Source organism: Streptomyces europaeiscabiei (genome assembly GCF_001550375.1).
Taxonomy (GTDB): domain Bacteria; phylum Actinomycetota; class Actinomycetes; order Streptomycetales; family Streptomycetaceae; genus Streptomyces; species Streptomyces europaeiscabiei.
Genome location: NZ_LRTR01000848.1, coordinates 1 through 22,686, shown reverse-complemented (window position 1 = coordinate 22,686; position 22,686 = coordinate 1). Strand labels below are relative to the sequence as shown.

Annotated in this window: 22 protein-coding genes, 1 tRNA gene and 2 pseudogenes; 14 read left to right on the top strand and 11 right to left on the bottom strand. The window is 67.1% G+C overall.

Annotated features, from left to right (window positions below):
- Positions 1–48: 48 nt before the first annotated feature.
- Genes AWZ10_RS43240 through AWZ10_RS43230 form a run of 3 tightly spaced genes read right to left on the bottom strand, consistent with a single transcriptional unit; the run spans position 49 to position 2,011 of the window.
- Positions 49–1,455, bottom strand: coding sequence for an FtsK/SpoIIIE domain-containing protein (locus AWZ10_RS43240; protein ID WP_060893886.1), 1,407 nt, complete (start codon positions 1,453–1,455; stop codon positions 49–51).
- Positions 1,452–1,664 (bottom strand): hypothetical protein, encoded by a 213-nt coding sequence (locus AWZ10_RS43235; RefSeq protein WP_060893885.1) that lies wholly within the window; start codon positions 1,662–1,664, stop codon positions 1,452–1,454. Before AWZ10_RS43235 ends, AWZ10_RS43240 begins: the two co-directional genes overlap by 4 nt.
- Positions 1,661–2,011, bottom strand: a complete 351-nt coding sequence (locus tag AWZ10_RS43230; RefSeq protein ID WP_006381100.1) for an SCO3933 family regulatory protein — start codon at positions 2,009–2,011, stop codon at positions 1,661–1,663. The genes AWZ10_RS43235 and AWZ10_RS43230 overlap by 4 nt, the downstream gene beginning before the upstream one ends.
- Before the next feature lie 170 nt (positions 2,012–2,181).
- Here AWZ10_RS43230 and AWZ10_RS47035 point away from each other — a divergent pair, with 170 nt between their 5' ends.
- Entirely contained in the window at positions 2,182–2,664 is a 483-nt protein-coding gene (locus AWZ10_RS47035) for a GntR family transcriptional regulator (RefSeq protein WP_063809856.1), read from the top strand.
- Between the two features lie 983 nt (positions 2,665–3,647).
- Here AWZ10_RS47035 and AWZ10_RS43220 read toward each other — a convergent pair.
- From AWZ10_RS43220 to AWZ10_RS43210, 3 genes are all read right to left on the bottom strand, one after another.
- Entirely contained in the window at positions 3,648–4,484 is an 837-nt protein-coding gene (locus AWZ10_RS43220) for a protein kinase domain-containing protein (RefSeq protein ID WP_060893895.1), read from the bottom strand.
- A 69-nt stretch (positions 4,485–4,553) separates the two neighbouring features.
- Entirely contained in the window at positions 4,554–4,997 is a 444-nt protein-coding gene (locus tag AWZ10_RS43215) for a glycine-rich domain-containing protein (protein WP_060893884.1), read from the bottom strand.
- A 246-nt stretch (positions 4,998–5,243) separates the two neighbouring features.
- Positions 5,244–5,474 (bottom strand): hypothetical protein, encoded by a 231-nt coding sequence (locus tag AWZ10_RS43210; protein WP_244172758.1) that lies wholly within the window; start codon positions 5,472–5,474, stop codon positions 5,244–5,246.
- Between the two features lie 126 nt (positions 5,475–5,600).
- Here AWZ10_RS43210 and AWZ10_RS43205 point away from each other — a divergent pair, with 126 nt between their 5' ends.
- Complete coding sequence (locus tag AWZ10_RS43205) at positions 5,601–6,941, top strand: NsdA family TPR-like regulatory protein (protein ID WP_060893882.1); 1,341 nt, start codon at positions 5,601–5,603, stop codon at positions 6,939–6,941.
- Here AWZ10_RS43205 and AWZ10_RS43200 read toward each other — a convergent pair.
- The gene (locus tag AWZ10_RS43200; RefSeq protein WP_060893881.1) at positions 6,919–7,452 is read right to left on the bottom strand and encodes an NUDIX hydrolase; all 534 of its coding nucleotides are present in this window, start codon (positions 7,450–7,452) and stop codon (positions 6,919–6,921) included. The two genes, AWZ10_RS43205 and AWZ10_RS43200, sit on opposite strands and share 23 nt — an antisense overlap.
- A gap of 709 nt (positions 7,453–8,161) precedes the next feature.
- On the opposite strand from AWZ10_RS43200, the gene AWZ10_RS43195 reads away from it, so the two are divergent.
- The 4 genes and pseudogenes from AWZ10_RS43195 to AWZ10_RS43180 all read left to right on the top strand — a co-directional run.
- Entirely contained in the window at positions 8,162–8,632 is a 471-nt protein-coding gene (locus AWZ10_RS43195) for a hypothetical protein (protein ID WP_159058570.1), read from the top strand.
- Between the two features lie 20 nt (positions 8,633–8,652).
- The gene (locus AWZ10_RS43190; protein ID WP_060893879.1) at positions 8,653–9,555 is read left to right on the top strand and encodes a hypothetical protein; all 903 of its coding nucleotides are present in this window, start codon (positions 8,653–8,655) and stop codon (positions 9,553–9,555) included.
- Between the two features lie 88 nt (positions 9,556–9,643).
- The gene (locus tag AWZ10_RS56165) at positions 9,644–9,889 is read left to right on the top strand and encodes a hypothetical protein (protein ID WP_060893878.1); all 246 of its coding nucleotides are present in this window, start codon (positions 9,644–9,646) and stop codon (positions 9,887–9,889) included.
- Positions 9,841–10,260 (top strand): annotated as a pseudogene (locus AWZ10_RS43180) (transposase family protein); the annotation flags it as partial. The gene AWZ10_RS56165 and the pseudogene AWZ10_RS43180, both read left to right, overlap by 49 nt.
- Positions 10,261–10,341: 81 nt before the next feature.
- On the opposite strand, the gene AWZ10_RS49470 reads toward AWZ10_RS43180, so the two are convergent.
- Entirely contained in the window at positions 10,342–12,525 is a 2,184-nt protein-coding gene (locus AWZ10_RS49470) for an ATP-dependent nuclease (protein WP_159058569.1), read from the bottom strand.
- A gap of 532 nt (positions 12,526–13,057) precedes the next feature.
- Here AWZ10_RS49470 and AWZ10_RS43170 point away from each other — a divergent pair.
- Positions 13,058–13,142: transfer RNA gene (locus AWZ10_RS43170), tRNA-Ser, on the top strand.
- Positions 13,143–13,380: 238 nt separating this feature from the next.
- On the top strand, positions 13,381–13,590 hold the full coding sequence (locus AWZ10_RS43165) for an antitoxin (protein WP_060893875.1): 210 nt from the start codon (positions 13,381–13,383) through the stop codon (positions 13,588–13,590).
- Between the two features lie 339 nt (positions 13,591–13,929).
- On the opposite strand, the gene AWZ10_RS43160 is transcribed toward AWZ10_RS43165, so the two are convergent.
- Complete coding sequence (locus AWZ10_RS43160) at positions 13,930–14,790, bottom strand: bifunctional DNA primase/polymerase (protein WP_060893894.1); 861 nt, start codon at positions 14,788–14,790, stop codon at positions 13,930–13,932.
- Between the two features lie 353 nt (positions 14,791–15,143).
- On the opposite strand from AWZ10_RS43160, the gene AWZ10_RS43155 reads away from it, so the two are divergent.
- The 5 genes and pseudogenes from AWZ10_RS43155 to AWZ10_RS43135 all read left to right on the top strand — a co-directional run bounded on the left by AWZ10_RS43155 (position 15,144) and on the right by AWZ10_RS43135 (position 19,329).
- A complete protein-coding gene (locus AWZ10_RS43155; protein WP_046706193.1) occupies positions 15,144–15,449 on the top strand; it encodes a hypothetical protein in 306 nt (101 codons plus the stop codon).
- A 265-nt stretch (positions 15,450–15,714) separates the two neighbouring features.
- Positions 15,715–16,776, top strand: coding sequence for a bifunctional MaoC family dehydratase N-terminal/OB-fold nucleic acid binding domain-containing protein (locus AWZ10_RS43150; RefSeq protein ID WP_060893874.1), 1,062 nt, complete (start codon positions 15,715–15,717; stop codon positions 16,774–16,776).
- Positions 16,773–17,168: pseudogene (locus tag AWZ10_RS43145) on the top strand (MaoC family dehydratase); the annotation flags it as partial. The gene AWZ10_RS43150 and the pseudogene AWZ10_RS43145, both read left to right, overlap by 4 nt.
- A 125-nt stretch (positions 17,169–17,293) precedes the next feature.
- Positions 17,294–18,460 (top strand): lipid-transfer protein, encoded by a 1,167-nt coding sequence (locus AWZ10_RS43140; protein WP_060893872.1) that lies wholly within the window; start codon positions 17,294–17,296, stop codon positions 18,458–18,460.
- Positions 18,461–18,678: 218 nt separating this feature from the next.
- On the top strand, positions 18,679–19,329 hold the full coding sequence (locus tag AWZ10_RS43135; protein WP_208618660.1) for a SigE family RNA polymerase sigma factor: 651 nt from the start codon (positions 18,679–18,681) through the stop codon (positions 19,327–19,329).
- Between the two features lie 16 nt (positions 19,330–19,345).
- On the opposite strand, the gene AWZ10_RS55390 is transcribed toward AWZ10_RS43135, so the two are convergent.
- Positions 19,346–19,471, bottom strand: coding sequence for a hypothetical protein (locus tag AWZ10_RS55390; RefSeq protein ID WP_276145777.1), 126 nt, complete (start codon positions 19,469–19,471; stop codon positions 19,346–19,348).
- Positions 19,472–19,561: 90 nt separating this feature from the next.
- Between AWZ10_RS55390 and AWZ10_RS43130 the strand changes: the two genes are divergently transcribed.
- A complete protein-coding gene (locus AWZ10_RS43130; RefSeq protein WP_079104681.1) occupies positions 19,562–21,220 on the top strand; it encodes a long-chain fatty acid--CoA ligase in 1,659 nt (552 codons plus the stop codon).
- Positions 21,221–21,293: 73 nt separating this feature from the next.
- Here AWZ10_RS43130 and AWZ10_RS43125 read toward each other — a convergent pair.
- Positions 21,294–22,686, bottom strand: a 1,393-nt coding sequence (locus tag AWZ10_RS43125; RefSeq protein ID WP_482258134.1) for a response regulator, incomplete at its 5' end; no start/stop codon positions are given.

The following is a 22,686-nucleotide window of genomic DNA, read 5'->3' as shown; positions in this document are numbered from 1 at the left end:
TCCTGGGGTGTCGGGAACGTTCGAGGGCGGTGGGGCGCGGCGCGCTGCTCAGGCGTCGAGCTTCGTGAGATCCACGTCCGCCATGTGAGGGCCGAGGAAGGCTTCCAACAGGGCGGAGGGGTCGGCGGTGAGGTTCGCCGTGTCTTCGGCGATGCGAGCCGCTTCCGCGTCGGGTACGTACGGGGTGCGGATGCGGGTGAAGCCGGGTTGCGACTGGTGGTTCATCGACGCGACGCCGACGTACGTGGGGTCCTGGAGGTTGATGGGGTTGGCGTCCGGCCATTCCCGGATCTCGTCGCCGAGCGCGGCCACGGCGGCTTCGGCTGTCTTCTGGGCGAAGCTCAGGCCGACGGGGCAGACGTCGCGGATGAAGGTGGGGATCGCGTCGCCGGTGGACTTCTGTGTGGTGAGGATGACGAGCAGCCCCACGGACCTGCCTTTCTTCACCAGGTCTTCCACGAACCGGGCGTTCTCGGCGGCGAGCGCGGCCAGCTTCTTCGTCTGCTGGTCGCTGCCCTTGTGGTCGCGGAAGTAGGTGTGGGCTTCGTCGACGATCAGCACGACCAGGGGCCAGCTCTCGGAGGGGCCGACGTCCCACATCGACTTCACCCCAAGTAACTGACGCACCGAGGCCGACCGGGCGCGGCGCAGTTCCACCAGGTGCCGGAACAGCTTGTTGGCCTCTTCCAAGTCGTCGCCGACGAAGGCGAACATGCGCTGGACCCAGTCGGCGTAGTCGCCTTCGTAGGCAGCCGACACCTTGCCGTCCGCGCAGGCGAACTGCACTGCGGGCGAGGGTGCCCAGTCGGAGAGAAGCCGGTTGATCAGGCTGGTCTTGCCGAAGCCGGGAAGGCCGGCCACGGTCACGCCGGGCACCTGCGTGAGGTTCACGGACACCGGTTGCGCGTACTCGTCGAGGCCCAGATCCCACCGGGCTGTCTCCTCCGGTGGCTCACCCGTGGGGTGGTGCTCGGTGGGGAACTTCAGTGGGTCCAGTCGCACACCCCGGATGAGGACCTGCCCAGGCTCGTCCTGGGTGACCGCGACCCGTGTGCACCGCCAGGCGTCCGCCAGGTGCGGGCCCGCCTTCTGGAATTGCTGGAGCCCGACGCCGGGCAGGCACTGTGCCCGCGCGATCACTCCGTACGCGTCGTGCTTCACCTTCAGGGTGGGGATGAGGACGCGGGGTTTGGTGGGCTTGCCGTTGGCGCTCGCCATCGACGCCAACGCGGTCGGGGTCTTGTCCGTGGCCGACAGCCTGAGCATCGGCGCGAGCCGCTTCCAGCCCCATCGCACGCGTATGGCCTGGCGTATGGACCGTCGGGTCATGGCATCGGCGCATGCGTAGCTGACCACCCACCAGATCGACCATCCGACGAGCACGGCGAGCGCCAGGGCGACGACGAGCGGGACGTGACCGAGGACGCCTTCCGTCGGGGCGTTCGGATCTTTCATGTGCGGTTCTCCAACGGGTTGTAGAGGAAGGCCATGAGGGCTGATTCGAGGGCCGCCCGAACTGCCGGGGCGTCGATGCGGGGATAGCCGTAGCCGACGAGTACGGCCGCCACCGAGTGCACGAGCGATTCGGTGAACCGGGCATCCGGCCCGGCGTGAGGCAGCGGGTAGCCGCACTCAGCGCCGGACCGGAGATCGGTGTCGTTCACGCCGCCTCGGCGGCCGGGGCCACCAGGTCCAGCCGACCCGCGCGGTAGGCGATGCCGTCCGAGAGCGAGCCGTTGAAGATGCGCGCCCAGGGAGTGGCGAACAGCTCCACCGGCATGACCGGGACACCCGGGCGGAGACCGTTGGGCAGACCGGTCTCCGGAACGGTGATCTTCAGAGCTTCGGCGCGGTCCTCCTCCATGAAGAAGAGGGTGATCGTGTAGAGCTTCGCGCCGGTCTCACGGTCGGTGGCGAACTGCGTCTTCTCCTGGTCCGCGTACTTGGGCACCGGCAGGGTGCCGACCATGAACGAGGAGGTGGGAAGCAGACCAACACGGATGCGTGCCATGGGAGTTGAGTCCTTTCGATTGCGCTTCACCGGGGTGGTGGGCGTGATCACCATTGAACATAGCTGACCTAGCAGTGTCAAGTGAATCGGGTGAGCTAGGTATCACCTGACGTGGGTCACCTATGTCAGTGGGGTGTGCTAGGGGTGCTAGAAATCGCTACTCTTGGGCCATGAGCCCCGCGCCAGAGAGCAAGCAGGACCGCCGGCCGCCGTATCAGCACGCTGCCGACGAGCTTCGGCGCGACATCTTGCAGGGGCGGATCAAGCCGGGCGAGCAGATGCCTGCCATTCGCGAGCTGCAGGAGCGCTTCGGCGTGGCCAACATGACCATGAGGTCCGCGCTCAACGTGCTGCGCGACGAGGGCTTGATCTACACGATCCATGGCCGGGGGAGCTTCGTCGCAGACCATGACGGTGGGGGCGAGTTCTCTGCGAACTACGCCGCGCCAGCCTGGTACTTGTCGAAGAAGGGCGAGAGGCCAGGCCAGGCAGAGCCAGGGGAGGGAGGACCCGACGACGCCGATGCCGCCGGGGCCACCCTCGCTGAAACGCTCACAGCACTACGCGACGAAATCCGCGCACTCAGCGCTGATCATCAGGAACTGCGCCGTGAGGTCGAGGAGTTGAAGGCAGCTCGGCAATCGAAGCCGTAGTCCTGAGCTGGGCCACTTCCTCTCGCAACTCCATCGTCTCCCTCCTGAGGCGGCCGACCATGGCGCGCATCTCTTTGACCAGCGCGGCCACCTGTTCCGTGTCCCCGACGTGAATGCTGGTCGACCCCATTTCGTTGTCCGGTATGTGCTTCGTCATTGCTCCCGCTTGCCGCTGTGCCGTCGTTGCGTATCGCGCTTGCTTGAAGCGCCGAGGCATGGTTGATCGGCTGTCCGACGGCCTCCCTCGCAGGCCAGGGCTGTGGTCCACAGTGCCCATGTGTTCCTCGCACGCTGCTCAGCCGCTCCCCTGCCCTGCGGAGCTGTTCAGAGTTTCTTTACTGGATCAAGGCGGCCCGCCTACGGCGTGCCGCGCGCGCTGGCGGCCGGGGGCCGCCGCCGCTCCATGTCTCCGCCACCGCTGCGGCGGCCCCCGCCCACTCAGCGCGCAACACCGCCAGGGTGGGCAGCCAGAACAGGAAGCAACCCGACCAGCCCGAGCGCCAGGACCAGACCGAAGCGCGCCGGTGACGACCGCACCGTGCCATCGGCCCCCGTTTCGCTCCGAGAGATCCGAAGCCGACCTGAGCACCGTCCCGACGTACACAACGCCCAGGCCGGAGGGGGCGCGGCCCGGGACGTATTCGGGCAGCGTGGCTGAGGCCCGAACGGGGTTGCTGGAGGCACACGTGACGGGTGCTCGTGCGGCGCACCCGCCGCTGTGGCTGACTTTCGGTGGCTGAGGCCAGAACTGCGTTCCTCGATGGGACTTCACCAGTGACCCTCTCCAACTCGACAACAGGAAGCCGAGGTTGTGGCCGCACCCGCATTCGGGCATGGCGACCACCCCGGTACCATCGGCACCGGGGTCCTGATCAGGGCTTCCACGACCGGACCACCCGGAATGCTGTCCAGGCTGAGGGGTGGTCCGGTCTGTTCTTGTCGGCCGCCACCGCACGAGCAACGCGCGGCGCACGGGCTTCGGGTCAGCTCAGGGCTTTGCCCACCTCGTAGATCGTCGGCCGGTCTTCGGGAGCGTGGCTGAGCATGGCGTCGATCAGTTCGCCCAGTTCACCGGGCGCTTTTACGGGGCGGCGCCGACCGTTCGCCACGGCGTGTCTCTGCACGGGTCGAGGAGCGTTGTTCGGGTATTCGACCGCTCGCCAGCCAGTGGCGGAGATGAGCAGGGACGCGCCGAGGGCGTAGATGTCGGCTTCCGGGGTTGGCTCGGCTTCGCCGGTGGCGAGCACGCTGCGGGCGATCTCGGGTGCTTCGTAGTGGACCAGGCAGCCGCGGAACGGGAAGTCGTACCCCTCGGGCACGCTTCCGCCACGGGCGAGGGCGAGGTCGATCAGGTGCGTCCGCTCGGGCCCGATGATGAAGTGGGCGGGTTGCACATCACCGTGCGCCCAGCCCTTCGCGTGCAGTTCGGCCAGCGCTTCGACGCATCCGAGGGCAACATCGGTGTGGGGCGCGATGGGCGAGTCCGGTCGACGGCAGGGTTCCCACAGCCGGTACAGGTCCGGGCCTTTGTGCCACGGCTGGAAGTTCCAGGTTCCACGCTCCCACTCGCCGTAGGCGATGTCGTCGAGGCCGAGACGATGCAGTACGGCACCCTCGCGCGCCGGTGCGAGCGCGGTCCAGGGCTGGGCGGCCCAGTCGGCCGTGGCCTCGATGGGGTGGCCGAGCTTCACGGCGTAGTGGCCCCGTGGGCTCTCCACCTCCCAGACTGTGGAGCCCCGGCGGTTGATGACCAGGTGGTGTGCCGTGGGCATGAGCGCGTCGAGCACCACGATCGGCAGTTCAGGGGTTGGGCCGGACAACGTCACTTCTCCTTCCGGGCGCACGCAACCGGCCACGAGTCGTGGCCGGTCGCGTCAATGTCGGGTGGGTCAGTCCTGACCGTAGGGTCGGCCGCAGTCCGAGTCGCACTGCGCGAGGTTCGTGCCGTCCACGGTCCACAGGTCGTCGAAGACCATGAACCCGGCCGCCTTCATGGCGTAAGCCGAGGCAGCGACCCGCTCAGGGTCACGCGCCCCGCCGCCCGGCTTCGGGTTGTGGTGCAGGAACCGGCCCGCGTACCGCTCGCACAGCTGGGCGTACTCCTTCGTGTGCAGGACGAGCGCGTGGAGACCGAGGTCCACGTCATCCGACGGGACCATGGGGACCGTCTCGGTGGCCGCCGTTACCACGAGCGCGAGCGCCTGGTCCGCGATCCGCTCGGCCCGCTCGGGCGACTGGCCGTTGTGGGTGATCACGAAGTGGGTGAGGCTCTGGAACAGTTCCTCACCCGCCACCGCGCGGCCGGTCTTCTGATCGTTCGCTGTTGCCGTCATCTGCAATCTCCTGGTGTGAGGTGGTGCAGGGCACTTACCTGCCGCCCTGATCGCCGAGCACGGCTCGAAGACGATCGGGAGCGGGCTTGGAGGCCGGCCCCGAACGGGGACGGGGGAGCCGTAACGGCACCCGTCCGGGGCGGCCGGTCTACTGGCCGGTGCCGAGGGCCACACCGATCACCAATCCGCACGAACCGCTGATGCAGATGGTGAACAGGACCCCGGCGTACCGGCCGACGGCGCGCATCACAGCCCGACCCGACTGTTGCCGTTTCTGGCAGCCAGCCGAACGCTCAGCTCCTCCCGCGCGCTGAGGGATTCCACGTCGTGCCGCATGACGTCCCACTCCCGCCCGCCACGGACCGGCCGCATCTGCACACGGCCGCCGACTTCACCCATGACGACGCCGATACGTCCGGTGGCGCGGTCCTTCGCCAGCCCGCCGATGCCTGGTCTGGTCTGCTGATTGCTCGCCATGCAGAGGAGCATCGCGATCAGAGGGCCCCTGCCAAAAGGCCAGGCTGATTACCCAACTTGGGTAACATCGCGGCTAGTAGAGAATCCACGACGTTGCGTAGCCCTCGCAGTGTGGGAGCTGGCCCGATGCCCGACGCCGACCGGCCTCAGGAATTACCTGCCCGGCTGCTGACCGACCCCGAGATGATCCATGCGTGCCGGGTGCGGGACTTCGCCAGAGTCTTCCGGCTGGTGAAGACCCGAGCGGGCATCTACCCGTCGATGATCGCGAGGCGATGCGACCTCACTCCGAGTCGGGTCGGCGAAGTGATCGCAGGGCGACGCCAGTTGCTCCACATGGACGTGATCGAGCGCATCTCGGACGGCTTGCGCATCCCAGGAGGCATGCTCGGGCTTGCCCGCCGTCCCTGGGAGACGCCGCAGGCTCTCACGGTGACCGAGCGCGAGGCGCCTCAAGCGGCAGAGCCCGAGGATCGCTCACTCGCGTCCCTGCCGGGCCCGGACGTCGACAGCATCTTGGCGTTGGCCACCCGGACCAATCTCAGCGCGGCAACCCTCGAAGCGTTCCGCTCCTCCATCGAGGACTACTGGCGACGGGACGACCAGCACGGCGGCGAGGCGTTGCGGCCGGCTGTCGTCGGCCAGCTCCGCTATGTGGTCGGACTGCTGAAGGAGAGCCGCCCGCCGTCCATCCAGCACGGCCTGTACGGGATCGCGGCCGAACTGGCCCGCCTCACCGGCTGGACCTACTTCGACGCCCGCCAGTACAACCAGGCCCGCGCCTACTTCACCGAGGCTTTGCAATTGGCCAAGGAGATCGACGACCGCCAGTTCATGGCCAACGTCCTGGCCTGCATGAGCTTGCAGGCGACCTACCAGGACAAGCCCGCGGACTCCCTGGCGCTCGTGACCGCCGCCCAGGACCAGGCCCGATCGGCCTTCGGTACGACGCCGCGAGTCCTGTCGATGCTCTCCATGCGGGAGGCATTCGCCCATGCCACGCTCGGCAGCCATACGGCGACGCACCAGGCCATCGGGGAAGCGCACCGCCAGTTCGAGCAGATTCAGGCGAGTGACCCGGACCCGTCATGGGTTACCTACTTCGACGAGCTGAAGCTCATAGTGGACACGGGTATCGCCCACGGCCGTCTGGGCGAGGCGGCGACGGCTGAACCTTTGATCGCGGACGCGTTGCGACGAGAGGCCCGCACCAATCAGCGGGGCCGGGCGTTCCACGCCTTCTGGCTGGCCCGTACGCAGCTGGACCAAGGGAAGGTCGACCAGGCGTGCAGCACCGCCACGCAGGCTCTGGAGTCCGCGTCGGCGGTGGCGTCCGAGCGGGTGTCAGGCCATCTCAGGGAGTTCTACGACCAGTTGGCTCCACACAGGCAGGAGCCCGTAGCCCTGGCCTTCGAGGCACGGCTACGGGCAGTCCTCCCGCCGGTCAGCGGATCGCTTCATCCATGAGTACGTAGAGGAGACCAACGAGGGTTCCGCTGCTGACGATCTCGCGGCGGTCGATCATCGCGCGCACTTCGCTGAGCGGGATCCACTCGATGCGGTCTGACTCGTTCTTCTCGGTGGGTGGTCCCACGTGGGTCGCGCCATCCGCGCGGAAGACGTGGTGCTGAGAGTCGGTGATGCCGTTGGCCGGCTCGGCGTAGATCAGGGGCTTGATGGGGCCAGGCCGCCAGCCTGTCTCTTCCAGGACTTCACGAGCCGCCGCCTCTTCGGGCGACTCGCCCTCTTCAACCAGGCCCATGGGCAACTCCCAGGCCCACGAGTCGGTGATGAAGCGGTGTCGCCACATCATCAGTACCTCTTGCCGGTCGTTGACGACGGCGGCCACGGCCAGGTGACGGAGGCGAACGACGTGGTACTCCCACCTGCGCCCATCAGGCTGTTGGACGTCGACCAGACACAGGTTCACCCACTTGTTCGTGTAGATCTGCCGCTCACCGTGGGTCTTCCACTCCATGCCTTCGGCCCCTCTCGATCGGACTCCAGGATCTCAGACCGACCGAGTGCTGGCGCCAGTTTGACTCTCTTCGTGTCAACTTGACGAGATGGCCTTGAGTAGCACACTGGTCCTTGCCGTCGACCATTCAGTTCACTGCTCAGGCATGTCAACGGTGTAGAAGCAACCGATCTGGCATCTGATCAAGCACACTTCTCCAACGACGACTTGGCTACCGCCCGTTCAGCGCACAGCCGGTGCAACGGACTACACAAAGGTCCACTGACCCTCACGGAGGTTGTGCACGGCGTGACCCAGGTCAAGGTGACCGCTATCGCGCCGATACCGGAGGCAATGTCCCGTCTTGTCGCGGACGCCCTCACCCAACTCCGCGCCGCTGTGGATGGCCACCCTCGGACGTCAGTCCCGCCGACTGGGCGGGCGTCATCTCCCGGACGTGACGATCCCGAACGGCACCTATTGCGGCCCTTCTTCCCATCCGGGAGACTTCGGCGAAATCGGCTTACGTGCTGGCGGACTTCGGGTAGACAAGAAGCGTGATGCCCCAGGGGTGCGTGACCTCGTGGGCGTCTGGAGTCCGGGGCGGCAGCAAGGGCGGGGGCCTGTCATTCGTACACACTTACGGGCAGCGACAACTGTGGCGCTCGTCGTGGTCTCCACCGCAGTGGGCGCCGGGTGCGACCAAGCGCCGCAGCAGCGCACTCGTGTGGTGGCCGAGCTGAGCGCTGAGGAGCTCAACGAGGCAGCGGCCAGTCTAATCGATTGCTCGGTTCCGGGGCTCGGGGTCGAGAGTCCGCTGGCTCCGCTACGGACGGACATCACGGGCGACGGGACACCGGAGGTGATCGCCTCCTTCGAGTGCGTGACGGGCGATTCCAGCTCGTTCAGCCATGTCGTCGCGTACGACGGGGGATCGGCAGCCGATGTGCCGCGCGTGATCAGCACGCTGGTGCGCATGCCCGAGACGGCCACCGGCTACGAGGAAGCGATCAGGACCGGAGCCAAGGTGCGGAGGATCACTGCGAAGGGTTCCGTGATCACCGTCGTCGCGTCCAAGTGGCGTTACGAGGACGCCAAGGCATGTCCGACCCTGAAGTACGTGCAGCTCTTCACTGTGCGGCACAAGGCTCTGATGGCGCAGGAACCCACCGAGCTGAACGTGGCCGGCTGCGGCGGTTAGCCCGGGAACAGGGGAATCACATGGTGGGAAGACAACGGGGGGCCGCCGGAGGCCCGACGCGGAACTCCGCAGCGCGCAACCGCTCGGCCCGCTCACGGCAGTCCGCCGCCGGCGCGGGTTCGTTCTGGGAGCGGACCCAGGCATCGTTCGAGGCGCACCGGGTCGGTGTGCTGATCGTGGGGGCGTCTCTCGTGCTCGGCCTGGCAGTCACGGCGACCGGGCTGGTTTTCGACCTGTTCCCCGACCTCAAGCCCAAGCCCAGTGCCACCTCCGAGGTCACGGTGGACAGCGTCGCGGTCGGCCGTATCGACCAGCTGCACGGTCAGACGAGGATCACTCCCGACGCCGAGAAGGTGAACAAGGTCTTCGACGCTTCCGTCATCGACATCCAACTGGGAAATTCGGGTGAGAAGGCGACGACCGTGACTTCGGCCCGGTTCGACTTCTTCGCCGTCACGCATATGCTCCGCTGCTCCGGCAACGGTGGCGGCGCCATCGACTACGTGCGGTTTCCCGTGGAGGTCCCCGTCGATGTCAAGGAGAACGGCCACCGGATCGTCCAGGCGACGCGCTTCAAGGTCGGGCCGGGGCGTACCGAGAGCCTCGCCTTCGCCTTGGGGCCCAAGACCGCATCGTATTCGCCCGCCTGGGTGTACGGGTTCTCGCTCACGCTCACGGTCGGGACCTCCGAGGTTGTCATCCCCAAGGCGGTCGTCGCAGATGTCGACATATGGGAGACCACGGTGCTGGAGGACGCTGCCGCCAGCGCGGCCGACCCGGACAGCTCAGACTATCAGCGGCAGAAGCACGCGTGCTTCACTAACTTGCTGAAGACCACGGAGCGGATCGTCGAAGAGGCCGAGCACCTGCCGCCGGGGTGGCAGGAGTTCGCCATCAAGTTCCGTGCCGTCATGGAGGAGTGAGGGGGCGAGCGTGCCCGGCCTCATCTCCCGGCGGTGACCAGCGCGGGCGGCGCCTCCGCCAGTGCTTCCCGCCAGTCCCGCGCGCGAGATGGCCGCTGCCGCCGCCATCGTTCCGGACGTCGAACCAGAGTTCGAGTTCTCCTCCCATGAGGCGTTCGTCAGCTACCTCGACTCCGCCGAGGGCCAGCAGCCCCTGAGAGAAGAAGGCCTCAGCAAGGCCGAGATCACCGCCGTCTACGCTGGCGACGACGTTGCCGCCAAGGGCTGGCTGGACAAGCTGAAGAGGCCGCCGACACCCTGTACTACTCCGGAAAACACAAACGTCATGGCATGAACGTCCAGGTCCTCACCGACCTCTTCGGACGGCTGCTGTGGGCCTCGCCCGCGCTACCCGGCTCCACTCACGACCTGACCGCCGCCCGCACCCACGGCATCCTCGAAGCACTCGCCGAGGCTGGCCTCAAGTGCTGGGCCGACAAGGCGTATCAAGGCGCCGGCGGCTCTATCCGAGTACCTTTCCGCGGCCGTCGCCTTAAGCGGTGGCCGCGCCGGCACAACAGCACGCACGCCAAGATCCGCTGCCTCGGCGAGCAGGCCATGGCCACCCTGAAGGGCTGGCGCCTCCTACGGAAGCTCCGCTGCAGCACCAACCGCATCACCGTGATCGTCCAGGCCGTCCTCGTCCTTCATCACGCCTCAGCGTGAGATTGGAAAAGGCTCAATGCTTTCTCACCTCAGTTGATTGCGACCGTACCTCAGCGGTCACTACGGCAAGCGTTGTGCGCCTCAACTGTCCACATTGGTCGGGGTTCTGATTTCGGAGGTTGGTGAACTAGTCAAATCAGGGGAAGGCCGTTGGTGCGTCAGAACCCTTTCACCGAAGAAGTTGGCGAAAATTAGATCAAACTCGCAGTCTCCGCTTTCCCCATCGGTGTTTACGAGCTGCCGAATCTGATGGGGGTCGGTGAGCTCATCGCAGTATTCTTGTGCAGCGCGGAGCTTATCGCCCGCTGCAGGGCGAGGGTAGTAGGCCTCAATTGCTCCCTTTGAAAGAACGTAGATCCCCTCTTTTCGGAGAGCTTCGATGACCAACTTCTGCTTATCGGCCATGGGGCCGTCGCGGAGTTCTTTCAGTACTTCCAAACGTGCGTCACGGGTAACCACTTGGTGGAAGAATTTATCCACCGTATCCTTCAGATCTTCCCATGTGCACTCGCGAGAGTTGAAAAGTTCCCCCTGTTTTTTCGCTTCGGCCCAAATTTCTTTGATGGTGGGCGACTCTTTGATTTTTCGGAGTTGATTTCCAGAAAGATCGATGTCGCTGGTGTGAGTGCCGGTCAGCATATTGCCCACGTCTTGCATCAGTTCATTACGCATTTTAGTGGTGGGGGCTGATGCACCCAGTTTATCGAACCCTTCTGCGAGGGCATCAAGGTCTACCAGAGCGGAAACAGAAACGCCAAAACGTTCAAAGAAAGAGCGGTACCGCTGGATGTTATGTTTTCCACCCACCCGAGCAATTGCCACACTCTTTTTGGCGAAGTTCCAAGAGGGATTTAGCGTGCGGGCGATATGGGGAATCACGATGTGGTCGCTGTCACCCTCAACCAGTAGGATCGATTCGCAGAAGAAGGCAGCATCATTATTTTCCTGCCTTACCATCTGGAACTGATCTTTCAGGCGCAGGTCTGACAGATCGACAGGGAATGCTTTTGCGCAAGGTGGCGTAGCCGAGCGATCTTTGATTAGTTTTACGAAGGTTCCTGTGGCCTGCGGGCTAAAGAACGCTGAAGAATGCGTGCTCACCATGACGTGGTTGTCTGCGGCGAACACCTTCAGCGCCTCGAAGAGCTGGATTTGGGCACGTGGATGGAGGAACAGCTCAGGCTCTTCGAACAGGAGAAGGTAGGGGCGCGGAGTCAACGACGGATCGGACATCCGCTCTTGGCTTCTCATGTCGGCGTATGCTCGGAGAATTGCGAAGGTGATAGACCTGCGGAGGCCATCTCCCTTACTCTTAAACCCGCTTCGGACGCCATCGTCAATTGCGATTTGGGCGTTGTTCAGAACGCTCTTGAGATCGGGAGGCGGAATTTCAATCCTGATAGATGTTTCAGGGAACGCCTCCTGAAGATTTTTTTCGACCGCGCGTTCGACCGAAATTACGTCCTTCAAGCGATCGTCAACTTCTACACCATCGACCTCAGTGACGTTGAGGAGGTTCTCTAGTGTGCTGAATAGTGCATCAATGTTAGCCAATTTGGGCTTAATCGTATTGAACAGAATTCCGATCAACTTGCCGAAAGAAGCCGTCTCGGCGGTCTTCAAATCGTCAGAGAGATCCTTAACGGCTGGAATGTAGATCACTTCGGGAAGTAGTGCGTGGATGGATTTATCCATGCCTGTTACGAGAGGGACATCATCAGGCTTCTTCTGATCGGCGGGGAGTGCTGCGATCAGCTTCTCAACCTCTTCTCTAACCTGCTTTTGTGTTGGGCGGGAAGGGAGGACATCGGCTAGGTCTGGAATATGGAAAACTGCATTTGCGCGAAGCTCTTGGCCTGACTTCTTTGCTGTTACCTCCGCGATTGCATCAGGCCAGTACCTCTTATCGATCGGCATGGGTGCAACCATGCGTAATACGCCCTTACCCGGTTGTGAATAGAGGCGAGAAAGTGAAAGTCGACCCTCGGATACGTGTTCAGCAATGCGAGACCGATGCTCATTGGTGAGGCGGCCCAGGTCCTCATCTTTGATCTCGTCAAAGGTCACCTCTACTCGAATCGTCTCCTCTTTTCTGTAGAAGTCACTGTCTCGGAGCCCGGGATTGTTGAAGAAGATGTCGAGTGCTTGCAGAATCGAAGACTTGCCAGCGTTGTTTTCGCCAATGACGCAGCTGAAGTTCGCCATGGGGATACTCAGTTCCCGGATGCCACGGAAATTCTGAATAGAAATCTTTGTGATCTGCATGTGCATCCCTGATGTTGCTGGGGCCTCTTAGCTTTGCTGCTGCTGGTGGGGCAGTAGAAGTAACCTATAGACCCGAGTGTCTTACTGTAGGCGTTTTGCGGTTATATGTGAAAAGTCCCATTTGAGATCATTTGTGCGCAACGTGGCGGGGCGGGTTGAGTGGCCTCTGCCCACCAGCCCTACGGTTGAGCCTGCTCAGGTAGGCGAACGGTGCGGCGACAGCTCATAGAGTTGACGGCAGCTGTGACGGCAACGACGGCACATAAACCCACATGATCGCTAACTTGAACGATCGAACCGACAGGCCGTCGGCACTCCTTACGAGGACCTGCCCGGTCCTACGGATCAGAAGGTCGTGCTTCACGAGATAGAGCGTGGCGGCGCCCCTGAGGGTCCTGCTCTGTGCCAGCGCCGCCAGTACGGTGCTGGGGGTTGGAGGCAGGGCCAGTGGACCCCGTGTGGACCACGCCCCCCGAGCACCGCCCGCGCCGGGTAGTCTGTACCCGCTCCGTCCCAGGTGGGCCGGGGCGTAGGTGGGTTGCCCGAGCGGCCTAAGGGAACGGTCTTGAAAACCGTCGTGGCGCGAGTCACCGTGGGTTCAAATCCCACACCCACCGCAAGTGAAACGACCCCTGACCAGGCAAGACGGTCAGGGGTCGTTGTGTTGACGGCTGGTGGGGTGTGTGTTGGCGGTGGTGTGGCCCGGTGTCGGTGTTGGTGTCTGGGCGTGATCGGCATCGCCGTTCGCGGGTGTTGTGGGGTGGCCTTTGTCGGGTTCGGCGGGGTTACGAGATGCGGTCTGTGGGAGGGGCGCTGATTCTGGTGGGGATGGTGTAGTCAGCGGAAGGAGCCGCTATGTCTGTGATGGACAAGCTCAAGCAGATGCTGAAGGGCCATGAGGACCAGGCCGGGCAGGGCGTCGACAAGGCCGGCGACTTCGTCGACGACAGGACGCAGGGGAAGCACAGCGGCCAGGTCGACTCCGCGCAGGAGAGGCTCAGGCGGCAGATGGGCTCGGATCAGGCAGGGCAGAGCGACCCCGGGCGCGAGGACCCGCCCCGGTAGGGGTGGCACGGTAACGCCGCGGCCTGCGGGGTTCGTCGGTCCGACTCGTCCTCGTCGGCTGCGGCCGACGAGCGCGCCACGGTTCAGGTAGGGCATACGAGAGCGGGTTTCGAGACGTGGCGCGGTGTGGTCCGCTCGTCGGCGGTGGTCTTCGGTAATCTCCGCGACCGGTGCACGATCAGCCGACGGCCGGCCCACCCCCGATCCGGCAAGACGGTCCACGACCGGCTTCCATGACCGGCGCCCACGACCGGCGCCCACCTCCGGCTCCCACGACCGGCGCCCGGAGACGCGGGCGCCGGTCGGTCGTCTGTGTGATGGGTCGGCCGGGCCTCGTCCTCACACCCCCCGGCCCGACATCCGTGCCGCCGAAGCCACCGTCGATCGGGCCTCCCGTTCTGTGAGACCGGTGCGTACGGCCGCCTCGACCAGCGCGTTCGTGAGGTCGGGGCCGAGGCCGTTCTCGTACGCGCGGCAAGCGGCCCAGAAGAGGCGGGTGTTGCGTTGGCCCTCCTGGGCGGTCAGGACGAAGTGGACCAGGCCGTGGCCGTGGCCGCCGGTCGAGCCCGAGGGGTTCGTGCGCGCCGGTGGCAGCAGGAGGCGGAGCAGGGCCGGGGGGCAGGGGGCCGGGGGGAGGTGGGAGGTGCCGGGGGCCGTGCCGTAGACGCCGTGGTCGGTGCGGGAGCCGGGGCCGACGAGGTAGCCGCCGGCGCCGCGGATGTCGATGCCGGGGGCGAGTCGGCTGGCGGAGTTGGGGACGACGACGTCGGGCGGGCCGGTGAGCCAGAGGTGGCGTCCGCCGCTGGGGGTCAGTACGACGACCGTCTCGGGGATCGTGAAGAGGTGGCGCAGGGCCAGTTCGCGCAGGGCCGCCGAGGAGTCCGTACCGGACTTCGTGTCGAGGTCGACGCCGATCAGATGGTGGGGGCGGAGGCCGCAGGCGATGCCGTAGCCGGTGGCATAGGGGGCGGCGGCGAAGAGTTCGCGGACGCGGCGGGGGTCGGTGGAGGCGTCGTGGACGCCGTGGCCGAAGCGGCCGCACTCGCCGTGACAGGGGCGGGGCGTGGGCTCGTCGCGGTGGGGGGAGCGCAGGGCCGGGAGTTTCGCGCGGGAGAGGGGGATCACCGCCAGTCCGCGTTCGGCGGCGGAGAGGGCGTGTGCCAGGGCCAGGGTGCCGGTCTGCCGGTCTGTGGTGGCCATGCATCCATGTTCGTACGTGTGTTCGATAAAGGGAAGGGGGTTCGGGGTGCCCTTTCGGTCGTCGAGGGTCTGTTCGCGGGTTGGCTGGAAGAGTGCCGGAACGCTTCGCCCCTTGTCCTGCTTGATCTTGCTGCCGTTGGCTGGGCTCATCGCGGCTGAACTGGGAGTTCCTTGATCTAAGGGGGTTTATCGACTTGTCATCACGCTTCAGGGGGAATGGGGGCTTCCGGGGTGGTTCGCCAGGGATTCGGTGGGCAACTCTTGATTCGCGACGTCGAAGACCAGCAGCGAGGCGGTCGGCCAACTGCCTCGGGGCAACCCGTACTTGTGTGAAAGCCCTGGAGGAAATGCGCATGGCAAGCAGCCGTACCGCCCGCCTTCTCGCCGCCGTCTCGGCGCTCCCGCTCGCCGCCGCCCTCTTCACCGGCGTGGCGGCGGCCGACAACGGCTCCTTCGCGGACGACGGATCGAACGCCGGCGTGGCGAACATCGTCGGCAGCGGTGTCGGCCACGACAACAGCGGCAACTCGTCGACCTCGCAGCAGCAGGCGAACGGCTCGGGTGCCTCGAACCAGAACAACACCGCGCAGGTCGACGGCTCCGGCTTCACGGCCGTCGACCAGAAGAACGCCGTCGTCAGCTTCGCCGACCTCTGGTGAGCCGATCGAGGGCGGGCCATGGGGCCGAGGGCGGGCGGATGAGGTCGCCCCGGCCTTGAGGCCCCGGGGTCCGGCCCTCGGGTGCGGGACGTGTGGGGCATGTTCGTGGGGTGTGACACGCCTGTGCGGCGGTGCTTCGGCACCGCCGCACAGGCGTTTTCGGTGATCTCGCGCGTATGCGTACCGGGTGCCTCGGCGACCTTGACAGTTCCGGCATCAGTTCCTTCAATCTGACGGGTAGTCAGAAATCTTCGGAGGGGGAACGGTGGCGGTGACCGAGGACCTGTCCGCACGGCTCAAGGCCTACGAGGGGAGGGCGGCCGTCATCGGCGGCCGTGGCAAGGATCCCGTCAACTCGCCGATGATCCGGCACTGGTGCGAGGCCATGGGGGACACCAACCCCGCGTACACCGGACCGGACGGGATCGCCCCGCCCACCATGCTCCAGGTGTGGACGATGGGCGGGCTGAGCGGGCACGAGACCCGCTCGGCTGCGTACGACGAACTCCTCGCGTTGCTCGACGGCGCCGGGTACACCTCCGTCGTCGCCACCGACTGCGAGCAGGAGTATCTGCGGGCGCTGCGGCCGGGGGACCGGATCACGTTCGACTCGGTCATCGAGTCGGTGTCGGAGCGGAAGACGACCAGGCTCGGCACGGGGCACTTCGTCACGACCCGGATGGATGTGCGGGTCGGTGAGGGAGGCGACGGACTCGTCGGCACCCATCGCTTCCGGATCCTCAAGTACGCCCCGGCCGACGCCCCAGGGAAGCGCGCCCCGGCCGACGATCGCGGCGAGCGCGGGCCCCGACCTCGCGAACAGCAACCTCCTGAACAGCAACCTCCTGAACAGCAACCTGCTGAACAGCAACCTCGGGAACAACAGCCCCAAGAACAACAGCCCCAAGAACAACGGCCCCAGCGCCCCCGCCCCGTCGTCAACCGTGACAACGCCGGGTTCTGGGAAGGCGTCGGGCGCCACCGCCTGCTCATCCAGCGCTGTTCCGACTGCGCCACACTCCGCCTCCCCTGGCTGCCGGGCTGCAACGCCTGCGGCTCGCCCGAGTGGGACACGGTCGAGGCGAGCGGCGACGGCACGGTCTACTCCTACGTCGTCATGCACCACCCGCCCTTCCCGGCCTTCGATCCGCCGTACGCCGTCGGGCTGGTCGAGCTGTCGGAAGGGGTGCGGATCGTCAGCAACGTCATCGGAGTGCCGTACGACAAGGTGCGGATCGGGATGCCCGTACGGCTCGAATTCGCGCGTTACGACGAGGGGTTGGAGTTGCCGGTGTTCCGTGTGGAGGAGGAGGCGACGCGCGTATGAGGACCGAGGCCGGTGACGTGCTGGCGCCGCTGGAGATCGAGATCACCCGCACGCTCGTCGTCGCGGGAGCGATCGCCTCGCGTGACTACCAGGACGTGCACCACGATCCGGAGCTGGCGCGGTGGCGCGGGTCACCGGATGTCTTCATGAACATCCTGACGACGAACGGGCTGGTGGGGCGGTATGTCACCGACCACTTCGGGTCGGGCGCCGTCCTCCGCAAGGTGGCCATCAGGCTCGGCGCGCCCAACTACCCGGGCGACACGATGGTGTTGACCGGCACCGTCGAGACGACCGACGGCCGCACGGTCACGGTGAGGATCATCGGCGAGAACGGCATCGGCAGACACGTCACCGGAACGGTCACGGTCACACTGCCGGACGTGGACGGGGATGCGGAAGAACACGCACAAGCACACGCACAAGTACACGCACAAGCACACGCACACGGCGCCGCACCGCCGTCGGTCGAGGACGCGGCCGGGAGCGCCCCCGCCCGCACGACAGGGGACGTCGAATGAGCGTACGAACCAAGGACCGGCTCGGCGGCCGTGCCGCGATCGTCGGGATCGGCGCGACCGACTTCTCCAAGGACTCGGGACGCAGCGAGCTGCGGCTGGCCGTGGAGGCGGTGCGGGCGGCGCTCGACGACGCGGGGCTGGCGCCGGCGGACGTGGACGGAATGGTGACGTTCACGATGGACACGAGTCCGGAGATCACGGTCGCGCAGGCGGCCGGCATCGGCGAGCTGTCCTTCTTCTCGCGCGTCCACTACGGCGGCGGTGCCGCGTGCGCGACCGTGCAGCAGGCGGCGCTCGCGGTCGCGACCGGCGTGGCGGAGGTCGTGGTCTGCTACCGGGCGTTCAACGAGCGCTCGGGGCGGCGGTTCGGGTCGGGCGTACGCCACCGGGAGCCGTCGGCGGAGGGCGTGGCGCTGGGCTGGACGCTGCCGTTCGGGCTGCTCACGCCCGCGTCCTGGGTGGCGATGGCGGCGCAGCGCTACCTGTACGCCTATGGGCTGACCCCCGAGGCGTTCGGGCACGTGGCCGTGGTCGACCGGAAACACGCGGCGACGAACCCGGCGGCGTACTTCCACAACCGCCCCATCACCCTCGACGAGCACGCGGCGTCGCGCTGGATCGTCGAGCCGCTGCGGTTGCTGGACTGCTGCCAGGAGACGGACGGCGGCCAGGCGCTCGTCGTGACCTCCCTGGAGCGTGCGCGGGATCTCCCGAAGCCGCCCGCCGTGGTCGTGGCGGCCGCCCAGGGCGCGGGCCGGGCGCAGCAGCAGATGACCGGCTTCTACGACAGCGATCTCACCGGGCTGCCGGAGATGGGCGTCGTCGCCCGGCAGCTGCGGCGGACCTCGGGGCTGGGGCCGGACGACATCGACGTGGGCATCCTGTACGACCACTTCACGCCGTTCGTGCTGATGCAGCTGGAGGAGTTCGGGTTCTGCGGGCCGGGAGAGGCGGCGGACTTCGTCGCCGAGGAGCGGCTGCCGCTCAACACCCACGGCGGGCAGCTCGGTGAGGCGTATCTGCACGGGATGAACGGCATCGCGGAGGCGGTACGGCAGCTGCGGGGCACCTCCGTGAACCAGGTTCCCGGCGCCGAGCGGGCGCTCGTCACCGCGGGTACCGGAGTGCCGACCTCGGGGTTGGTCCTGGGGATGGACGGGTGAGTGGTCGGGATGTGACGACTGAGGGGGATTTCGGGCACCCTGGGGCCCGGTGCCGTACACCCTGGGCAGGTGTTTCTCAGGGGTACACCCTCAGTACCTGGGGGCTGCTCATCCACCTTCAGTAGGTGAGGTCTGCCCCACTCCTACAACCTGAGGGGGATTCGTCTTCGGGACCTGCGGCCGATCCGCCGGGCGCGGCCCGCTCCTAGCGTGGAGCCATGACCACACCCGTCTGCACCAGCGCTTCGAAGGCCGCTGCACCCGTGACGCGGACCCTGTCGACCTCGGCGCGATCGACCTCGGCGCGATCGACCCCGGTCCGTTCGACCTCGACCCGGCCGGCCCTGTCGGGCCTGACGAACCTGACGAACCTCTCGTACCCGTCGTTCTCGGCGTACGTGAAGGCCCGCCAGCCGGTGCTGCTGCGGACCGCCCGGTCGCTCACCGCGAACCCGTGCGACGCCGAGGACCTGCTGCAGACCGCGCTGGCCAAGACGTATGTCGCCTGGGAGCGCATCGAGGACCACCGGGCCCTGGACGGCTATGTGCGCCGGGCGTTGCTGAACACCCGCACGTCCCAGTGGCGCAAGCGCAAGGTCGACGAGTTCGCGTGCGACGAACTGCCGGAGCCCGACGGGGTCCAGGCCGCCGACCCGGCCGAGCAGCAGGTGCTGCACGACGCGATGTGGCGGGCGATCATGAAGCTGCCGGCGCGGCAGCGGGCCATGGTAGTCCTCAGGTACTACGAGGACCTGAGCGAGGTCCAGACGGCCGAGGTCCTCGGCGTCTCGGTCGGCACGGTGAAGTCGGCGGTGTCGCGTGCGCTGGGCAAGCTGCGCGAGGACCCCGAGCTGGAACCGGTGCGCTGACTCGTTCGTTGGCCTGTCAGGTGGTTCCCGTCTGCCCGGACCAGGACTCGTAACGCTCGGACCTGTACGGCTTGGATCTGTACGGCTCGGATCTGTACGGCTCGGACTTGGGCTCGGCGGGCGACTCTGTCTGATCGATCATCCTGTCCCCTAGTGACATACCGATCGGTATGTGAGCAGAATCGGCGCGACCGTTACCACCGCGTAGGCAGAGCCGCCCCGGGAGGACGCCGTGCTGAGCACCATGCAGGACGTACCGCTGTTGATCTCCAGGATCCTGACCCACGGGTCGAGCATCCACGGGACGTCGCAGGTGATCACCTGGACCGGCGAGGGCGAGCCCGAACGCCGCTCCTACGCCGAGATCGGCGCCCGCACCGCGCAGCTGGCCCACGCCCTGCGCGAGGACCTCGGAGTCGACGGCGACGAACGGGTCGCGACTCTCATGTGGAACAACTCGGAGCATGTGGAGGCGTACTTCGCGATCCCCTCCATGGGGGCCGTCCTCCACACCCTCAATCTGCGTCTGCCCCCCGAGCAGCTCGCCTGGATCGTCAACCACGCCGCCGACCGCGTGATCATCGCCAACGGTTCGCTGCTGCCCCTCCTCGCCCCGCTCCTCCCGCACCTCAAGCCGGTGGAGCACGTCGTCGTGGCCGGGCCCGGCGACCGGTCGTTGCTCGCCGGAGCGAGCGTCCAGGTGCACGAGTACGAGGACCTGATCGCCGGCAAGCCGACCACGTACGACTGGCCCGAGCTGGACGAGCGCTCCGCTGCGGCCATGTGTTACACCTCCGGCACCACCGGCGACCCCAAGGGCGTCGTCTACTCCCACCGCTCGATCTACCTGCACTCCATGCAGGTCAACATGGCCCAGTCCATGGGCCTGACGGACGCGGACCTCTCGCTCGTCGTCGTCCCGCAGTTCCACGTCAACGCCTGGGGCCTGCCGCACGCGACCTTCATGACCGGCGTCAACATGCTGATGCCGGACCGGTTCCTGCAGCCCGGTCCGCTCGCCGAGATGATCGAGACGCAGAAGCCGACGCACGCCGCCGCCGTGCCCACCATCTGGCAGGGTCTGCTCGCGGAGCTGTCCGCCCGCCCGCGTGAGGTCGCCTCGCTCACCCAGGTCACCATCGGCGGCTCGGCCTGCCCGCCCTCCCTCATGGAGGCCTTCGACAAGCTGGGCATGCGCGTCTGTCACGCCTGGGGCATGACGGAGACCTCCCCGCTCGGCACGATCGCCCGGCCGCCGGCCCATGTCGAGGCCGGCTCGGAGGAGGAGCTCGCCTACCGCCTCACCCAGGGCCGCTTCCCCGCCTCCGTCGAGGCCCGCCTCACCGGCCCCGGCGGCGAACGCCTCCCCTGGGACGGTGAGTCCGCCGGCGAGCTGGAGGTCCGCGGCCCCTGGATCGCGGGCGCGTACTTCGGCGGTCAGGGCGCCGAACCCGTACGTCCCGACGACAAGTTCAGCGAGGACGGCTGGCTGAAGACGGGCGACGTCGGCACGATCAGCCCCGACGGCTTCCTGACCCTCACCGACCGCGCCAAGGACGTCATCAAGTCCGGCGGCGAGTGGATCTCCTCCGTCGAGCTGGAGAACGCCCTCATGGCCCACCCGGACGTCGCCGAGGCCGCCGTCGTCGCCGTACCGGACGAGAAGTGGGGCGAACGCCCCCTCGCCACGGTCGTGTTGCGGGAGGGCGCCACCACCGACTTCGCAGCCCTCCGTGCCTTCCTCGCCGACGAGGGCCACATCGCCAAGTGGCAGCTGCCCGAGCGCTGGACGATCATCGAGTCGGTGCCGAAGACGAGCGTGGGCAAGTTCGACAAGAAGGTGCTGCGGAGGCAGTACGCGGAGGGCGCGCTGGACGTGACGCAGATCTAGGACGCGTCGTGGTCACGTGATGACGGGGCGGTGTTTCACGTGAAACACCGCCCCACATCCATGCCTTGTGGGCTCAGTTCGTGCCGACTCGTGCCAGCAGGTCCACGATGCGGGTCTGTACCTCGGTGCTCGTCGAGCGTTCCGCGAGGAAGAGGACCGTCTCCCCCGAGGCCAGGCGCGGGAGTTCGGACTGGTCGACGGCGGCGGTGTAGACGACGAGCGGGGTGCGGTTCAACTGGCCGTTCGTACGCAGCCAGTCGATGATTCCGGCCTGGCGGCGGTGCACCTGGAGCAGATCCATCACCACGAGGTTGGGCCGCATCTGCGCGGCCAGCGTGACGCCGTCCGCGTCGGACGCGGCCCGCGCCACCTGCATGCCACGCCGCTCCAGCGTCGCGGTGAGGGCGAGCGCGATCTCCGCGTGCTCCTCGATGAGCAGGACGCGCGGCGGGTGCTGCTCTGAGTCGCGCGGCGCGAGCGCCTTCAACAGGATGGCCGGGTCGGCACCGTACGCCGCCTCCCGCGTCGCCTGGCCGAGTCCCGCCGTCACGAGGACGGGGACCTCGGCGGCCACGGCGGCCTGGCGCAGCGACTGCAGTGCCGTGCGGGTGATGGGGCCGGTCAGCGGGTCGACGAACAGGGCGGCCGGGTAGGCCGCGATCTGCGCGTCCACGTCCTCGCGGGAGTTCACGATGACGGGCCGGTAACCGCGGTCGCTCAGCGCCTGGTGGGTCGCCGCGTCCGGCGCGGGCCACACCAGCAGCCGGCGCGGGTTGTCCAGCGGCTCCGGCGGCAACTCGTCGTCCATCGGCTGCGGATGCGGCCGGTCGGGGACCTCCACCGCACCGCCGGGCCCGTCGAGCGGCTCGGGACCTTCGGCCGCGTTCTCGTCGGGCGCCCCTATGGCGTACGAGCGCCCGGCACCCTCCGTACGGCCCGTCAGCCGGGACTGCCCGGCGAGGGACGGCTGAGGCGGGAGCGGAACCTGCCCGGCGAGCGAGGGCTGCGCGGGCAACGGGGCCTGCCCGGCGAGTGAGGGCCCCGACACCTGCGCGGGTGCCTGCCGGGGCTGGGCCGCCTGGGCGGGGGGCGGGGTCGGGCCGGTGCCGATACGGAGTCCGGTGCCGTTGGTCGGGGTGGACTGCGGGTGGGGGCGCGCGCCGGTCTCGGGGCGGTCGCCGGTCGCCTGGGGCGGTGTCCCGAGCTTGCGGCGCCTGCCGGAACCACCGGGCTGGTTCGGGGTGGGCGTGGCTCCGGTCTGCGGCTGCGTCTGCGCGGCTGCCTGAGCTTGGGCCTGAGGGCCGCCCTGGCGGGAGAACGGGACACCCTGGCCGAGCGTCCGCACGCTGATCGCCCGTCCGTGGGTGGAGTTGGGGTCGACGGGGGCGGGGGCCGGGGTGACCTGCGCCTGGGCCTGCGCCTGGGCCTGGGCCTGCGCCTGCGCCGGGGCCGCAGATCGGAAGAGC

Coding starts and splice junctions, on each gene's coding strand:
- AWZ10_RS43165 (WP_060893875.1), top strand. CDS start 13,381: ATGTCTGTGATGGACAAGCTCAAGCAGATGCTGAAGGGCCATGAGGAC.
- AWZ10_RS43190 (WP_060893879.1), top strand. CDS start 8,653: ATGGTGGGAAGACAACGGGGGGCCGCCGGAGGCCCGACGCGGAACTCC.
- AWZ10_RS43210 (WP_244172758.1), bottom strand. CDS start 5,474: ATGGCGAGCAATCAGCAGACCAGACCAGGCATCGGCGGGCTGGCGAAG.
- AWZ10_RS49470 (WP_159058569.1), bottom strand. CDS start 12,525: ATGCAGATCACAAAGATTTCTATTCAGAATTTCCGTGGCATCCGGGAA.
- AWZ10_RS43160 (WP_060893894.1), bottom strand. CDS start 14,790: ATGGCCACCACAGACCGGCAGACCGGCACCCTGGCCCTGGCACACGCC.
- AWZ10_RS43240 (WP_060893886.1), bottom strand. CDS start 1,455: ATGAAAGATCCGAACGCCCCGACGGAAGGCGTCCTCGGTCACGTCCCG.
- AWZ10_RS56165 (WP_060893878.1), top strand. CDS start 9,644: ATGGCCGCTGCCGCCGCCATCGTTCCGGACGTCGAACCAGAGTTCGAG.
- AWZ10_RS43205 (WP_060893882.1), top strand. CDS start 5,601: ATGCCCGACGCCGACCGGCCTCAGGAATTACCTGCCCGGCTGCTGACC.
- AWZ10_RS43135 (WP_208618660.1), top strand. CDS start 18,679: ATGACCACACCCGTCTGCACCAGCGCTTCGAAGGCCGCTGCACCCGTG.
- AWZ10_RS43200 (WP_060893881.1), bottom strand. CDS start 7,452: ATGGAGTGGAAGACCCACGGTGAGCGGCAGATCTACACGAACAAGTGG.
- AWZ10_RS47035 (WP_063809856.1), top strand. CDS start 2,182: ATGAGCCCCGCGCCAGAGAGCAAGCAGGACCGCCGGCCGCCGTATCAG.
- AWZ10_RS43140 (WP_060893872.1), top strand. CDS start 17,294: ATGAGCGTACGAACCAAGGACCGGCTCGGCGGCCGTGCCGCGATCGTC.
- AWZ10_RS43155 (WP_046706193.1), top strand. CDS start 15,144: ATGGCAAGCAGCCGTACCGCCCGCCTTCTCGCCGCCGTCTCGGCGCTC.
- AWZ10_RS43230 (WP_006381100.1), bottom strand. CDS start 2,011: ATGGCACGCATCCGTGTTGGTCTGCTTCCCACCTCCTCGTTCATGGTC.
- AWZ10_RS55390 (WP_276145777.1), bottom strand. CDS start 19,471: ATGATCGATCAGACAGAGTCGCCCGCCGAGCCCAAGTCCGAGCCGTAC.
- AWZ10_RS43215 (WP_060893884.1), bottom strand. CDS start 4,997: ATGACGGCAACAGCGAACGATCAGAAGACCGGCCGCGCGGTGGCGGGT.